The 14,889-nt window shown below is 43.0% G+C and carries 14 protein-coding genes; 9 read left to right on the top strand and 5 right to left on the bottom strand.

What is annotated here, in order from left to right; genetic code table 11:
* Nucleotides 1-55 precede the first annotated feature (55 nt).
* Nucleotides 56-1,960: a beta-N-acetylhexosaminidase gene (locus tag M2273_RS17845; protein ID WP_429399112.1), complete on the bottom strand. Its 1,905-nt coding sequence runs from the start codon at nucleotides 1,958-1,960 to the stop codon at nucleotides 56-58.
* Between the two features lie 183 nt (nucleotides 1,961-2,143).
* Here M2273_RS17845 and M2273_RS17840 point away from each other — a divergent pair, with 183 nt between their 5' ends.
* Nucleotides 2,144-3,535: a Gfo/Idh/MocA family protein gene (locus tag M2273_RS17840; protein ID WP_429399111.1), complete on the top strand. Its 1,392-nt coding sequence runs from the start codon at nucleotides 2,144-2,146 to the stop codon at nucleotides 3,533-3,535.
* A gap of 581 nt (nucleotides 3,536-4,116) precedes the next feature.
* Here M2273_RS17840 and M2273_RS17835 read toward each other — a convergent pair.
* The 4 genes from M2273_RS17835 to pdeM form a co-directional block, all read right to left on the bottom strand.
* Entirely contained in the window at nucleotides 4,117-4,908 is a 792-nt protein-coding gene (locus M2273_RS17835; RefSeq protein WP_429399110.1) for a succinate dehydrogenase/fumarate reductase iron-sulfur subunit, read from the bottom strand.
* Nucleotides 4,909-5,044: 136 nt separating this feature from the next.
* A complete protein-coding gene (locus tag M2273_RS17830; protein WP_429399109.1) occupies nucleotides 5,045-6,979 on the bottom strand; it encodes a fumarate reductase/succinate dehydrogenase flavoprotein subunit in 1,935 nt (644 codons plus the stop codon).
* A 92-nt stretch (nucleotides 6,980-7,071) separates the two neighbouring features.
* Nucleotides 7,072-7,851 (bottom strand): succinate dehydrogenase cytochrome b subunit, encoded by a 780-nt coding sequence (locus tag M2273_RS17825; protein WP_429399108.1) that lies wholly within the window; start codon nucleotides 7,849-7,851, stop codon nucleotides 7,072-7,074.
* A gap of 162 nt (nucleotides 7,852-8,013) precedes the next feature.
* On the bottom strand, nucleotides 8,014-8,679 hold the full coding sequence (gene pdeM / locus M2273_RS17820) for a ligase-associated DNA damage response endonuclease PdeM (protein WP_429399107.1): 666 nt from the start codon (nucleotides 8,677-8,679) through the stop codon (nucleotides 8,014-8,016).
* A 128-nt stretch (nucleotides 8,680-8,807) separates the two neighbouring features.
* Between pdeM and M2273_RS17815 the strand changes: the two genes are divergently transcribed.
* The 8 genes from M2273_RS17815 to M2273_RS17780 all read left to right on the top strand — a co-directional run bounded on the left by M2273_RS17815 (nucleotide 8,808) and on the right by M2273_RS17780 (nucleotide 14,870).
* On the top strand, nucleotides 8,808-9,200 hold the full coding sequence (locus M2273_RS17815; protein ID WP_429399106.1) for a hypothetical protein: 393 nt from the start codon (nucleotides 8,808-8,810) through the stop codon (nucleotides 9,198-9,200).
* Between the two features lie 77 nt (nucleotides 9,201-9,277).
* Nucleotides 9,278-9,697 (top strand): cobalamin B12-binding domain-containing protein, encoded by a 420-nt coding sequence (locus M2273_RS17810; RefSeq protein WP_429399105.1) that lies wholly within the window; start codon nucleotides 9,278-9,280, stop codon nucleotides 9,695-9,697.
* 11 nt (nucleotides 9,698-9,708) lie between these two features.
* Nucleotides 9,709-10,491: an enoyl-CoA hydratase/isomerase family protein gene (locus M2273_RS17805; RefSeq protein WP_429399104.1), complete on the top strand. Its 783-nt coding sequence runs from the start codon at nucleotides 9,709-9,711 to the stop codon at nucleotides 10,489-10,491.
* A 347-nt stretch (nucleotides 10,492-10,838) separates the two neighbouring features.
* Nucleotides 10,839-11,438 carry a hypothetical protein gene (locus M2273_RS17800; protein WP_429399103.1) on the top strand — a complete coding sequence of 200 codons (600 nt, stop codon included), beginning with the start codon at nucleotides 10,839-10,841 and terminating at the stop codon, nucleotides 11,436-11,438.
* 168 nt (nucleotides 11,439-11,606) lie between these two features.
* Nucleotides 11,607-13,031 carry a sigma-54-dependent transcriptional regulator gene (locus tag M2273_RS17795; protein WP_429399102.1) on the top strand — a complete coding sequence of 475 codons (1,425 nt, stop codon included), beginning with the start codon at nucleotides 11,607-11,609 and terminating at the stop codon, nucleotides 13,029-13,031.
* 1 nt (nucleotide 13,032) lies between these two features.
* Entirely contained in the window at nucleotides 13,033-13,236 is a 204-nt protein-coding gene (locus M2273_RS17790; RefSeq protein WP_429399101.1) for a hypothetical protein, read from the top strand.
* A gap of 169 nt (nucleotides 13,237-13,405) precedes the next feature.
* The gene (locus M2273_RS17785; RefSeq protein WP_429399100.1) at nucleotides 13,406-14,446 is read left to right on the top strand and encodes an AI-2E family transporter; all 1,041 of its coding nucleotides are present in this window, start codon (nucleotides 13,406-13,408) and stop codon (nucleotides 14,444-14,446) included.
* Between the two features lie 157 nt (nucleotides 14,447-14,603).
* Nucleotides 14,604-14,870: a YtxH domain-containing protein gene (locus tag M2273_RS17780; RefSeq protein WP_310094725.1), complete on the top strand. Its 267-nt coding sequence runs from the start codon at nucleotides 14,604-14,606 to the stop codon at nucleotides 14,868-14,870.
* Nucleotides 14,871-14,889 lie beyond the last annotated feature (19 nt).

Here is a 14,889-nt window from a genome sequence, read left to right as displayed (position 1 = left end):
TTCCTGATATATCATCAGGAAGGCTTTGTTACAAATAATCCAGAATTTAAACTCCTTATTTAATCCGGCCGTTCAATTCCGAAAGCGGCATGGTAACCATGCGGCCAATTGGCTTTTTGCCCCTGTAAGTTATTACCCTAAGTGTGGTAGCATCTTTTGGCGCATCAATTGGTTCGGTATATTTTGGATAAAACCTATCCGGGAACGAATTGTCAAAGCTGTAATAAACGTCCAGCCCCTCTACCTCATTGGTCAGGGTGATCTTCAGGGTTTTATCCGCGTTGCGGATAGCATCGAAAGATGGGTCATAAACGCTTGGTGCATATTTTGTCTCGGCCACATCAAAACGGTTAAACTGTTTTTCTACCTTACCAAAAAAGTAGTTCCAGTTCTTCTTCTCCTTCGGCGACCATACCGACTCGGCAATGGCCATACCCCTTGGCCAGGTCATATACTCAGCCTGGCGAATGTTGTAAACCTGCTCCGTCCATAAATTAGCCTGGCCGCCTTTAATCAGTTTGGCGTCAACACTGTCGGGTACCGGCTCAAACTCGTAGGTTTTATTTAAACGTAATGTGGCATAAATGTGGGTTTCATTCACGCGGTCGCTTTGCATATAATCAAGGTAAGCAAAAGTTGTAGGGCTCATTATCACCTCGTGACCCATTTTGGCGGCTTGAATTCCCCCTTGAATACCTCTCCAGCTCATGACCGCGGCATTAGGACCTAAGCCTCCTTCAAGAATTTCGTCCCAACCCATAAACTTTTTGCCTTTTGATTCTACTATTTTTTCCAGGCGTTTCTCAAAATAACTTTGCACTTCCTGTTGATCTTTTAGATTTTCCTTGATCATGAGGGCCTTAATTGCATCGCTTTGCTCCCAGAAATTCTTAGCACACTCGTCGCCACCCATGTGGATGTATGGGAAAGGAAATAACTGTGCTATTTCGGTTACTACTTTATCTAAAAACGTATATACATTCTCGTTGGCCGGGCAAAGGGTGTTATCAACAATGGCCTTATTATGCGGACCACTCCAGTCCATAAAAGGCTCACCAGAGTTAACTACATATTTATCGGCTCCCGGTGTACAGGAAAGTTCCGGATAGGCTACAACCGCGGCAAGGCTATGTCCCGGTACATCAATCTCGGGCAATATATCTACAAATCTGTCTTTGGCATATTGAACCAATTCTTTAATATCATCCTGGGTATAAAAACCACCGTAATTACGCGGCTCATCAGCCGCGGGGGGGGTAAATGTACCAAACTGGCCCACCTTTTTAACATTAAGGGCCCCTACAGTGGTTAGCCTCGGCAGACTTTTGATCTCAACACGCCAGCCTTCATCGTCGGTTAAATGCATGTGCAGCAGGTTAAGTTTATACTTCACCATAGCATCTATATATTGCTTTACTTCGGCCTTGGTAAAAAAGTGACGGGCTACATCAAACATCAGTCCTCTCCAGGCAAATCTGGGATAATCAGTAATTTCCACACAAGGTACTGCCCATTTTACATTTTTAACCGGCTCAATGCTTTCAATCTCTGTAGGCAGTAACTGCATCAGGGTTTGCACCCCATAAAACAAGCCGGCCGCCTCATTAGCCCTTATCACCACCTTTTTTGCTTTTACCGATAATTTGTATCCCTCTTTACCGATCAGCGTGTCCACCGTTTTATTCAGGATCAAACGGATAGATGCGGTTGGAGCAACATTTTTTATGGTAACTAATGAACCGGGTGCTGTAGACAGTTTCTTTTTAAGATAAGCCGTTACCGGGGTAAGTTCAGGCAGTGCACTGGCCTCCACAATAACATTTTTAGGTAGCACAAACTGGCCCGCAAACCGGGCAGCTTTTACCGGTTCAGGAATAATGGATAAGCCGCTTTGGGCAACCTGGCCAAATGATAAAAAGTGCACAAGGCAGCAACATAGCAATAAGGATAATTTTTTCATAAAGAGGTTATAGTTTATTGGAAACGTTATGCAAATTAAACTTTTTAAATAATATTAAAAAGTTGCAGACTAAATTTTGTTCTTTTATATTGCATATAAATACATCCCGTATTTGCGCCCCTGCAAAATATACCTGATCGTATTAACCAATTATTCATTTACCAAACCTTGATGCATAAACCTATGGCAACAGACAGAAGAAAATTTTTAAAGCAATTTGGCACCTCAGTTATTCTTACTTCGGCATCGCTTACCAGCCTGGCTGCAAAGGAAGAACATGAAAAACGGATACTACAGGCCGAAAAACGGATCAGCTCTAATGATAAGATCAGAATAGCCACCATAGGCATGGGCATTATGGGTTTTAATGATACACGGGCGGCCCTAAGCGTTCCAGGGGTTGAACTGGTGGCTTGTGCCGATCTGTATAAAGGCAGGCTTGACCGGGTTAAAGAGCTTTATGGTAACAATATTTTTACCACTGCTGATTATAGGGAGATATTAAACCGCAAGGATATTGATGCCGTAATAGTAGCCACCAGCGATAACTGGCATACGCCTATATCTATTGAGGCCATGCGCAAGGGCAAAGCGGTTTACAGCGAAAAGCCCATGGTGCATCACATCAGTGAAGGACTTAAAGAAATAAAGGCGCAGCAGGAAACCAAGGCTGTTTTTCAGGTAGGCAGTCAGCGGGTAAGCAGCATTGCCTTTAAAAAAGCGCAGGAACTGTACCAGGCCGGCGCTATAGGAAAGATCAACTCGATCGAGGCATCGTTCAGCAGGCAAAGCGCATTAGGGGCGTGGCAGTATACTATACCGCTTGACGCCTCGGCACAAACGGTAGACTGGGATCAGTTTCAGGCCAATAGTAAAGAGAAGCATGCTTATGACAGCAACCGTTTTTTCAGGTGGCGCAATTATCGCGAATATGGAACCGGTGTAGCCGGCGACCTTTTTGTACACCTGCTTACAGGCATCCACTTTATAACCGGCTCCAAAGGACCCAACAAAATATTTTCGATTGGCGACCTCGACTACTGGAAGGATGGGCGCAATGTGCCTGATGTAATGAGCGCGGTAATCTCCTACCCTGAATCACCTGAGCATCCGGCTTTCCAAACCACCTTGCGGGTTAATTTTGTAAGCGGCGAGGGTGAGCGCTCCACAACCAAAATAGTAGGCTCTGAAGGTGTTATTGATATGAGCGATGGCGGAGGCTTTACCATACGTAAACGTAAAATGCCGGTAGCCCCGGGTTATGGTGGATGGGATTCATTCGAAACTTATCCCGAAGCCATGCAGAAAGCCATTGTGGAGGATTATAATAAAAAATATTCTGCAGCCGACCGGCAGGCGCCCAAAATGGATGATGTTATTTATCGCGAACCTGAAGGCTACAATGATTCCAATGAACATTTTGCCAATTTTTTTGATTCCATGAAAACTGGAAAACCCGTGGTTGAGGATGCCGTATTCGGTTTCCGCGCAGCTGCCCCTTGCCTGGCCTGTAATGACAGTTACTTCGAAAACAAGGTTATTAAATGGGATCCGGTAAATATGAAGCTGGGGTAAAAGGATAAAGGTCAAAGGCGAAAGGTAGTTTGTCACTAACAACTATTTTATCAAAGCATGTTATTGGTGACAACACTATAGGTGTTGGGAAGAAATAAAAAGAAAGCTTGGGCCTAGTGCGATTCCTTCCTTGGGGAAGGGGGAGGTAGGGGTTTATTGAACATTACAGGTTTAATCGCACGTATAAACCCCTCCCTGCCATTTCACAATCCACAGCACCCCTCCCAAGGGAGGGAATATACACTGCAATTACAATCTTCCGAACACCTATGGTGACAACACCAACAACGGCGGAAATAATCAATTGGCTTTAAACTCGGCTGATTGGGCGATATAATCGCCCATCCATATTAAACACTCGTCATAGACGAGCGCAAGTTGGTCACAAGTTGGTAAATGTGGGGACAGTGCGATTCCCTCCCCTGGGAGGGGCAGGGAGGGGTTTAACCAGCGATGAAACCCCTCCCTGCCATCACACCAGCCGCAGCACCCCTCCCGAGGGAGGGAATAAAAGAACGCTCAACAAAAAAGGCTTTGGAAAATCTCCAAAGCCTTTTTATTATATAGACGATCAATCTTGATTAAGCACCATGTTGTTCTTCGTGAATTTCTTCTTCGCGGAATAATTTAGCGCTGAAGTAATCATTATTCATACGGGCAATGTTAGTCAGCTTAATTTCTTTAGGGCATTCTGCTTCGCAGGCGCCGGTATTGGTACAGCTGCCAAAACCTTCTTCGTCCATTTGGGCTACCATAGATTGTGCACGACGGTAACGCTCAGGCTGACCTTGTGGTAACAGGCCTAATTGGGTGATCTTTGCCGAAACAAACAGCATGGCTGATGCATTTTTACATGCTGCAACGCAGGCGCCGCAACCAATGCAAGTAGCAGAGTTAAAGGCTTCGTCGGCTATTACTTTAGGGATCGGGATGGCATTACCATCAGGTACACCACCGGTATTTACCGATACGTAACCACCTGCCTGTTGTATCCTGTCGAACGCGGAACGATCAACCGCCAGATCTTTTATTACCGGGAATGCTGATGCGCGCCAAGGCTCAATGGTAATGGTTTCGCCATCGTGAAAGGTACGCATGTGCAACTGACAAGTAGTAACCGCACGTTTTGGCCCGTGAGGGTGCCCGTTAATATATAAAGAGCACATACCACAAATACCTTCGCGGCAATCATGATCAAAGTGTATAGGCTCATCACCCTTAAGGGTAAGGCTTTCGTTAACAACGTCAAGCATTTCCAGGAATGACATATCGGGCGAAATGCTTTCGGCCTTGTAAGTCACAAATTTGCCCGCTGTTTGAGCATTTTTCTGGCGCCATACTTTAAGCGTCAGGTTCATATTTCCGTTACTCATCTTTTTTGAGATTTAGTATCAAGTATATAGTATATATGGTATCAGGTAGTTAGTATCAAGTATCAAGACTTTTCTGGCAAGTATCTTAAAACAAATGCGGCTGTCTTGATACTTGATACTATGTACTTGATACTACTTAAGCATAATTACGTTGTGATAAATGTACCGATTCAAATACCAATTGCTCTTTGTGCAATACTTCGGGTTGGTTTTCACCTTTAAACTCCCATGCTGCAACAAATGCAAAATTCTCGTCATCGCGTTTTGCCTCACCACCTTCTGTTTGTGATTCTACCCTGAAGTGGCCACCGCATGATTCACGGCGCATTAAAGCGTCATCAACCATCAGTTCGCCCAATTCAATAAAATCGGCAACACGGCCGGCTCTTTCAAGCGAAGCATTCACCTCTTCGTTTTCACCAACTACTTTGGCGTTCTTCCAGAAGTCTGCTTTAAGGGCTTGTATCAGTCCTTTGGCTTTTGTCAAGCCCTCTTCGGTACGGGCCATGCCGCAATATTCCCACATGATGTGGCCAAGGTCGCGGTGGTAAGCTTCGGCCGTTTTGGTGCCGTTTAATGCCAGTAATTTATTTACGTGGTCAATTACTTCCTTCCTGGTTTGTTCAAAAGCAGGGTGGCTGGTATCAACCTTTTTAGGGCCGATGGTAGCCAGGTAATCGCCAAGGGTATAAGGGATCACAAAGTAACCATCAGATAAGCCCTGCATTAAGGCAGAAGCACCAAGACGGTTAGCACCGTGGTCACTGAAATTGCACTCGCCCAAAGCATAAAGGCCTGGTACATTGGTGCTCAGGTTATAATCAACCCAAAGGCCACCCATGGTATAGTGTACTGCAGGGTAAATACGCATTGGTTGTTTGTATGGGTTTTCGTCGGTGATCTGGATGTACATATCAAACAGATTACCATACTTGGCTTTAACGGTTTCTTCGCCAAGGCGCTTAATTGCGTCGGCAAAGTCAAGAAATACAGCGAAACCTGATGCGCCTACACCACGACCATCCTCAACCATTTCCTTAGCGTTACGTGAAGCCACGTCGCGCGGAACAAGGTTACCAAACGCAGGATACTTACGTTCCAGGAAGTAATCCCGGTCGTCTTCTTTAACCTGATCAGCCTTCAGTGTGCCTTTGCGTAATTGCTCGGCAATTGCAGCTGTTTTAGGTGCCCAAACACGTCCGTCGTTACGTAACGACTCAGACATCAGCGTAAGCTTGCTCTGGTGATCGCCGCTTACCGGGATACAGGTTGGGTGAATTTGGGTATAGCAAGGGTTGCCAAAGAATGCACCACGTTTATGGGCTCTCCAGGCAGCAGTAACGTTTGAACCAATGGCATTGGTTGACAGATAGAAAACGTTGCTGTAACCACCTGTACATAACAATACCGCATGGCCCGCATGTGTTTCAATAGCACCGGTGATCATATTACGGGTAACAATACCCTTGGCATGACCATCAATGGTAACCACATCAAGCATTTCGGTACGGGTGTACATCTTTACTTTGCCGGCATGTATCTGGCGATTTAATGCAGAGTAAGCACCTAAAAGTAATTGTTGTCCGGTTTGGCCGCGGGCGTAAAACGTACGGGATACCTGCGAACCACCAAACGAGCGGTTGTCTAACAAACCACCATATTCACGTGCAAATGGAACACCTTGTGCTACACACTGGTCAATTATATTTACCGATACCTCGGCAAGGCGGTACACATTGCCTTCGCGGGCACGGTAGTCACCACCTTTAATAGTATCATAAAACAAACGGTAAACGCTATCGCCATCGTTCTGATAATTTTTTGCCGCGTTGATACCTCCCTGCGCGGCAATAGAGTGCGCACGGCGGGGACTATCCTGGAAACAAAAAGATTTTACGTTGTAACCCAACTCGGCCAGTGAAGCCGCGGCCGAAGCTCCTGCCAAGCCCGTACCTACAATAATGATATCGTATTTACGCTTGTTGGCCGGGTTAACCAGCTTCAGGTTAAATTTATGCTTGCTCCATTTTTCGGCTAATGGGCCTTGAGGAATTTTAGCATCTAAACTCATTTCTTATCTAATTTTATATTTAGTGAGTAGTTTAGCCCCCTAACCCCCTAAGGGGGAACTCTGAAAGCTCCCCCTTTAGGGGGCTGGGGGGCTTATTTGTGTGCAAAAAAGTAGTATACCGGCATAAGGGCAAAAAGAAACGGAATAATTACCGCGAAAAACCAGGTGCCAATAGCATATACTACAGGCGTATACTTACGATGTACCCAGCCCAGTGTGCGGAAAGCACTCTGAAAGCCATGCAGCAGGTGGAACGATAACGCGCCCATTGCTATTACATATAAAATTACATACCAGATATTACCAAAGGTGTGTGACACACGTGCGTGCAGGTCTTTCACCCTTACTATTTCCACATTGTTTTCGGTAGAAACGGAGTGGTTGAAATCGGCAGATACAGGAGTGTAGGCCGACTCCGTAGTTTGACCCGTAGCCAGGTCTGTACGGTACTCCTTAAAGCCAACCTCATTGGTGTATTTGTATTTAAACCAGAAGTTGCCCATGTGGATAACTATAAACAGAAACAGGATAGAGCCTAACAAGCCCATGTTTTTTGATGACCAGCTGGCATCTGACTTGGGTTGCACTGCGTAACCTACCGGGCGCGCTTTGCGGTTTTTAACGGTTAAGATAAGTCCGTATAACGCATGTACCGCGATACACAGGTACAAAATCCACGCAACAACCTCAATAGGCGGAAAATGTGTTAAAAAATTGGCATATACATTAAAGCCAAAACCATTGTCGTTGCTAAACAGCAACAGGTTACCTCCTACGTGTACGATAATAAAAGTACACAAAAACAAGCCTGTTAAAGCCATGATCAGCTTTTTTCCCAGCGATGAGTTAAAGGTTTGTTTAAATTCGCTCATTATGAAATAGATTTATTTTAGGCAAAAGTATTTATTAAATGCCAAAAGATAGAAATGCAATTGGCTTATTGACCGTGAAAAGGCTATTTAGAATCAATCTAAGAAATTGCATTCAAATTACACTGCATTTGCTGTATAATAGCCTATATATTAAAGGTGTAATTAATCAATAGCGATCACTTTATCCTTTAAAACCGCGAATATTTTATCGGTTAACCGGCTGCGAATGGCCACCTTGCCGGTGAATTTACCAAAAGACGGCAGTACGGCCTGCTTGCTGCTAAAAGCAAAACAAGGCAGTGTAATTGACTGCCTGCCCCGGCCACTTAAACTAACTCCCGGATGGATGTGCCCGCAAAAAACGTAACCCGAGGCATGTTGTAACTGTATATCGGGTAGCGGATGATGCAGCATGAGGAAAGGGCCAATTAACAATTCATCATACAGTTCGATATTTAGTTTTTGATAATGGCTGTCGGCAATAATATCATGGTTGCCCCTGATCAGGATGATCTGCAGGCTGGGGAACTGGCTGCGCCAAAGGATAAACCAGTCCCAATCATTATTCATATCGCTGTGGAACAGGTCGCCAAGGAACAATAATTTTTCGGGCCGGTATTCACTGATCAGGTCCGACAGGGTTGCCAGGTCACTTTGTTCCATATCCCGGGGTACCGCGATGCCAGCTTTGCGGAAATGGCCTACTTTGCCAAAATGTACATCGGCAATAATTAATGCTTTTTGCTGCTCCCAGAAAATTGCTTTTTGAGGGAGTAATAAAAGGTTTTGCCCGAGTAAAGTGAATGGAGTTGCCGCACTGATCATCATAAGCGGCAAAGTTAAAAATTTATTTTTTGGAGATGTATGTTCCTGCCTTAGCGGGATGTTTAAACCAGTGTTTTAACAGACTGTAGCATTGGCTTTAAATTCTTCGTAATATTATAAACACCAAACTCATGAAATCACAAAGCCTTATTATAATGCTATTTGCGGTGGCGACTTTAGCGGCCTGCAATAAAGATAATGCCACCCCTGTAAAATTAGAAGGTACCTATACAGGTACATTTACCTCTTCAAGTGTTAATGCAGCCAACGGCACCGTTAAAATTGTAATTTCAGGTAAAACATATCAGGCTACATTAAATACCTTTATGACAATTGGGAGCCGTGGCAGCTATACCGTAAATAACAACCAGCTAACTTTTCAGGATAGTTTAGTTCATACAGCTAATTTTGACTGGGGACTTTTATTGAATGGTACCTATACACAAATTACCAAAGGCGATAGTTTGATCCTGGAAAAAAAAGGCGAGAGCTATAGTTATGTGTACCGGCTGAAAAAGCAATAGACCGTTTCAGGTATATTTCCGGGATACTGAACATCATAAATTTCTTCTTACTTTTACGGCAACCAATATGGTTTTACATGAGTAATACCTTTAACAGACCCATCCGTGTATTAGTTGCCAAAGTAGGGCTTGACGGGCACGACCGCGGCGCACGTATTATAGCCACTTCCCTGCGCGATGCCGGGATGGAAGTAATTTATACCGGCCTGCGCCAAACGCCCGAAATGGTAGTGAACACCGCCTTACAGGAAGACGTGGATGCCATAGGCATATCCATATTATCGGGAGCCCACATGACCGTTTTCCCCAAGATCATTAAACTAATTAAAGAAAAGCAAATGGATGATGTACTGCTTACCGGTGGCGGCATTATCCCTAATGATGATATGCTGTCGCTAAAACAATTAGGTGTTGGCGAGCTTTTTCCGCCCGGAACCAATACGCAGGATATTGTTGCTTATATTACAGGCTGGGTGCACGAACACCGTAATTTTTAATAGCTAATCCCATGGAATTTCAAAATTTACTGATAGAAAACAAAGAGCGTATACAGTATATTATTATAAACCGCGAAAGCAAACTTAACGCGCTGAACAAAGACACCCTTGCCGAACTGCATACCGCTTTTTTTGAAGCTTTTAATAATCCTGATGTTGGTGGTATCATTATTACAGGCGCAGGTACCAAAGCCTTTGTTGCCGGTGCCGATATTAGTGAATTTGCCAGTCTGGATGTTGCTGCCGGCACTGCCCTGGCACGTGAAGGACAAAAAGAAGTGTTTGACCTGATTGCTAATGGTAATAAGCCTGTAATTGCTGCCATAAATGGATTTGCTCTTGGCGGCGGTCTTGAACTGGCTATGGCCTGCCATATACGCATAGCATCAGAAACGGCTAAGATGGGCCTGCCCGAAGTAACGCTGGGTTTAATACCCGGTTATGGCGGTACACAGAGGTTGGCTCAATTAATAGGTAAAAGTAAAGCTTTACAAATGATACTTACCGCCGATATGATAACTGCTGTTGAGGCTCAGCAATTTGGACTGGTTACGCATGTAGCTTGCCCCGAAGACCTGCTGATAGAGGCCGAGGGGTTATTGCAAAAAATATTATCAAGGGCGCCATTAGCATTGGCTGCTGCTATACATGCTGTAAACGCGGGCTTTACCGATGGCGTAAATGGCTATGAAACCGAGATAGCGGAGTTTGGAAAATGCTTTGGAACGCAGGATTTTCAGGAAGGTGTTGCGGCATTTTTAGCCAAGCGAAAAGCGGATTTTAAAGGCGAATGATCTGCTAAAGCAATAATTATCGGGCATATTCAAGCTTCTTTGTGCTTCTATTTCTATATTTTTCCATTAAATAGGCTTAAAACCGAGTAAAATTGCGCTGATAACGTGCAGAAACCAGCCCGTTATCAACGCAGATCCAATGTTAAGCCAATGTTAATTTGACAATTCTAAGGGATATATTCGCCTATTTTACAATGGGCTGACCAAAATACCAATCGGGTCAAAAAATAAATTATTGTTAATCAAGCGATTAAATATTCGTGACTTTTGGATGAAAAATCATATGTGATTCTGTGCTTTACTTTGCATTGTGTTTATAAAACATATATCAAAAACACACAATTGTTATGAAAAATACATTTAAAATTTCAGCCCTTGTTTTAGCATTTGCAGGATTTGCATTAGGCGCTAAAGCACAAACAACTACCCCTACAACTACATCAACTACAACTAAAGACGGTATCCGTTACAGCATTGGTGTTGATGCGGGTATCCCAACAGGTAACTTTAAAGATAGCTACAAATGGAACTTAGGTGGTTCGGTACAAGCAGATATCCCGGTTCTTTCAAACAAATTATTTGTTACTGTTAACGCAGGTTACAATAATATTTTTGGTAAGAATGATATCACTACACCAAACGGATTAGTAAACCCGACTGACATTCATTTAATACCAGTTAAAGCAGGTTTAAAATTCTTCCCTATCGAGAACTTTTATGTACAAGGCGAAGCTGGTGCAGCTTTCCTGTTAAACAAATCTGATGTTGGTGCTGATAAATCAACTGCATTTGTTTACGCTCCTCAAATAGGTGTTCAGTTCCCGGTAAGTGCAAACGGAAACTTTATTGATGCAGGTGTTCGTTACGAAGCAACTACCAAATACACCAGCGGTGTTGATAACAGCAAAGTAAACTTTGTGGGTATCCGTGTAGCGTACGGCTTTTAATATGGCCCTACTTATACCTATAAACAAAATGGGCGGTCAATTGACCGCCCATTTTGTTTATGCTTTTTTTGAGTTTAAAGGCTGTATTTAAAAAAAGCTCCATAAATTAGCAACATTGTTAGTAACTTAACACGTTTAAATACATTTACCGTTACCAGTATTGCTCTTATGAAGAAAATCCTCATCATTGATGATGAAGTTAATGTGGCTTTATTGCTATCAAAGTTTTTAACCCGCAATGGCTTTGATGTAAGTACAGCCTCAAGTGGAACAAGTGGCATGGAGGCCCTAAAAAACGATGAATTTAACCTCGTTCTGTGCGATTTCAGGTTGGAAGATACCGACGGTCGCGAAATGCTCAGAAACATAAAAAACCAATACCCTAAAACCGGGGTGATCATCATTACGGGTTACTCTGATATTAAAATGGCAGTTGAGCTTATTAAAATGGGCGCATACGACTATATTACCAAGCCATTGTATCCCGATGAAATATTAAATACTATTAATAAAGCCGTTGAAACCCACTATGCCCTGGTTGAAGAAGCAGTGAGCGATAATACGGTTAATGATAAATCAAAAGGCCGGGATAATAAAAAACAGACTTTCGCCAATGAATTTGTTGCCGGCACCAGCAGGGCTTCAAAAGAGTTGTTGCGGCAGATAGAGTTGGTGGCTCCTACCAATTACAGCGTAATTATACTGGGCGAAAGTGGTACCGGCAAAGAGTCGGTGGCTCAAAGTATACACCTTAACAGCCTGCGCCACAACCAACCCTTTGTTGCTATGGATTGTGGCTCATTAACCAAAGAACTGGCAGCCAGCGAGTTTTTTGGCCACGAAAAAGGGTCATTCACCGGGGCGCTTTACACTAAGATCGGGCATTTTGAAATGGCAAACGGAGGCACCCTGTTTTTGGATGAAGTGGGTAATCTTTCCTATGAGATCCAGGCGGCCTTACTGCGTACCGTTCAGGAACGCAAAGTTAAAAGGATAGGCAGCACCAAAGAAATTGACCTTGATGTACGCATTATTATAGCTACTAACGAAAACCTGCAGGAAGGAATTCAAAAGGGGAGGTTCAGGGAAGACCTGTACCATCGCTTTAATGAGTTTACCATATATATGCCGCCATTGCGTGAGCGCGGCAATGATATTATGTTACTGGCCGAGCATTTTTTAAAGATCGCTAATAATGAACTGGGGCGCAGTGTAACCGCGTTTTCGGCCGAGGTTGTTGATTGCTTTATGAACTACAGATGGCCAGGTAATATCCGTGAACTAAAAAATGTGATCAGGCGGGCAGCTTTATTAGCCGAAGAAAGTGAGATCACCATGAAGGCGCTGCCTCTTGAAATATCTAATTTTAAAACACATTCGTTTGAGCACTCCCATGCCCATACCAACACCTATGAGGTGCCGGAGATAAAAGAAATACGCCACGATCTTAAAAACGCGGCACTCGAAGCCGAATATGAAACTATTATTAAAGTTTTAAGAGAGGTTAATTTTAATAAGACAAAAGCCGCTGAGATATTAAATATCGACCGTAAAACACTGTATAATAAAATGAAGGCCATAAACCTTAAATAAAATGGAAGAGGAGCAGCAAGGGCGAAGCGAGGAAAGCCTGCGTAAACTAAAGCACGATATTAAAAATCAGCTTTCTAATATTTATTTGGCGCTTGAACAGCTGAAGTACGAAATGCCCGATGCCTCTGCCGATTGCCTGTTTTATCTGGATACAATTTCAAGAAGTTCAACCCAGATAAATACACTTCTTGATGATACGAAATAGCCTTTTTTATCGCATATAATACTTTAAAAACGCTAAACCTTTTTGGCGTTTTTTTGTTTAACATAACAATGAGAATCAAGAGATGAGAGTCAGGAATCAAGACAATAATTTTGATCATTAGTCTTAACCCTTGACTCTTTTTTTATGGATTTCTAAAAGCCAAGCCTTAATGTCAATTTTTAACTATAAGCAGCGTAATAATATCATCCTGGTAAGCATTGTTGTGCTTGGCTGTTTTTTGCTGTATGCACTGCATGGTTTATTTAGTTCCATATTAGGTGCCGTTGTGTTATTCACCATTTTCAGACCCTTTTATATCCACCTGGTCGAAAAAAAAGGCTGGAACAAAGTGTTGGTTGCCCTGCTTATCATTTTTTCTTCTCTTATCGTTATTGTGATCCCGTTTTTGTCATTGAGTATTATGGTGGTAGGTAAAATATCAAGTATCGACCTAAAATCGCTGCCAATTGAGCAATGGACCACAAAAATTGATGCCTTTGCCGCCGCTAACCTTAATCAACCCCATTTTGCCGAAAATACACTGCAAAAATTAGGAACGTTTGTAACTGAACTTTTTCCTTCCATATTAGGCAGCGCGGCAAGCATTATCATAACCTTGCTGGTACTTTATTTTTTGTTGTACTTTATGCTTACGCAGATTGGGGAGTTTGAGGCCGGTTTATTAAAATATGCTCCCTTCCGCGAGCAACATGCATTAAAATTTGCAGCAGCCCTGCGCGATTCTACCTATTCAAACGTTTTAGGACAAGGAATAATAGCTATTACGCAAGGTGTACTATTAGCCAATGGCTTTTGGATATTTGGCATCGGCGACCCGGTGTTTTGGGGGGTTATTGCCGTATTTATTTCATTTTTGCCGGTGGTAGGTGCACCAACGCTATGCATACCGGCAAGTATCATATTATTTGCACAAGGGCATACTTTAAATGGAATTTTACTGTTAGCTTACGGGTTGTTATTTATAGGCAACGTTGATAACGTTTTACGAATGATCATCAACAAGCGTATAGCCAATACCCATCCCATTATATCGGTTATAGGGGTGTTTATAGGTTTGCCGCTTTTTGGAATTTTGGGCCTGGTTTTTGGGCCGGTATTATTATCGTATTTTTTACTGTTGATAGAGATATATGAAACAAACAGGATGGCCGCCGACCGTTTGGAACGCATACGCACTCCTGAAAACTGACCGGGCATATTGAATACTTTTGTGAACACAGTTGCAGAATTCAATCGGCCTAAAAAAACAATTTATACAGAAATTACCGACAAATTAGCTGATTTATGATATTTGGCAAGGTATTTAATCATATTAAAACAAATGTTCAACTTAAAATTATATTACAATGAATGATAACACAAAAGTAGTTGTTGCATTGCTTGCAGGCTTGGCGGCAGGGGCAGCGTTAGGAATTTTATTTGCACCAGATAAAGGTAACGAAACACGCGACAAACTTACCGAATCATTAAAAAACCTTGGTGATTCTATTAAAGAAACCGCAGCAGCCGAGATCGATAACCTGGTGGGTTTAAAGGATAAGGTGGTTGAAAATATAAAATCAAAGATCAGGGGCGCCGAAGAAGAGTATCAGGACGATCTGGAACACGCATAATTTACCTCCATCCCGGATT

The sequence above is a fragment of the Mucilaginibacter lappiensis genome (assembly GCF_050433765.1).
Taxonomy (GTDB): Bacteria; Bacteroidota; Bacteroidia; order Sphingobacteriales; family Sphingobacteriaceae; genus Mucilaginibacter; species Mucilaginibacter lappiensis_A.
The sequence above is the reverse complement of the archived record's forward strand: the minus strand, read 5'-3'. Positions and strand labels throughout refer to the sequence as shown.

Bases quoted from the DNA above. Each gene is read 5' to 3' on its own strand.
- M2273_RS17845 (WP_429399112.1), bottom strand. From the start codon at position 1,960: ATGAAAAAATTATCCTTATTGCTATGTTGCTGCCTTGTGCACTTTTTA.
- M2273_RS17840 (WP_429399111.1), top strand. From the start codon at position 2,144: ATGGCAACAGACAGAAGAAAATTTTTAAAGCAATTTGGCACCTCAGTT.
- M2273_RS17835 (WP_429399110.1), bottom strand. From the start codon at position 4,908: ATGAGTAACGGAAATATGAACCTGACGCTTAAAGTATGGCGCCAGAAA.
- M2273_RS17830 (WP_429399109.1), bottom strand. From the start codon at position 6,979: ATGAGTTTAGATGCTAAAATTCCTCAAGGCCCATTAGCCGAAAAATGG.
- M2273_RS17825 (WP_429399108.1), bottom strand. From the start codon at position 7,851: ATGAGCGAATTTAAACAAACCTTTAACTCATCGCTGGGAAAAAAGCTG.
- pdeM (WP_429399107.1), bottom strand. From the start codon at position 8,679: ATGATGATCAGTGCGGCAACTCCATTCACTTTACTCGGGCAAAACCTT.
- M2273_RS17815 (WP_429399106.1), top strand. From the start codon at position 8,808: ATGAAATCACAAAGCCTTATTATAATGCTATTTGCGGTGGCGACTTTA.
- M2273_RS17810 (WP_429399105.1), top strand. From the start codon at position 9,278: ATGAGTAATACCTTTAACAGACCCATCCGTGTATTAGTTGCCAAAGTA.
- M2273_RS17805 (WP_429399104.1), top strand. From the start codon at position 9,709: ATGGAATTTCAAAATTTACTGATAGAAAACAAAGAGCGTATACAGTAT.
- M2273_RS17800 (WP_429399103.1), top strand. From the start codon at position 10,839: ATGAAAAATACATTTAAAATTTCAGCCCTTGTTTTAGCATTTGCAGGA.
- M2273_RS17795 (WP_429399102.1), top strand. From the start codon at position 11,607: ATGAAGAAAATCCTCATCATTGATGATGAAGTTAATGTGGCTTTATTG.
- M2273_RS17790 (WP_429399101.1), top strand. From the start codon at position 13,033: ATGGAAGAGGAGCAGCAAGGGCGAAGCGAGGAAAGCCTGCGTAAACTA.
- M2273_RS17785 (WP_429399100.1), top strand. From the start codon at position 13,406: ATGTCAATTTTTAACTATAAGCAGCGTAATAATATCATCCTGGTAAGC.
- M2273_RS17780 (WP_310094725.1), top strand. From the start codon at position 14,604: ATGAATGATAACACAAAAGTAGTTGTTGCATTGCTTGCAGGCTTGGCG.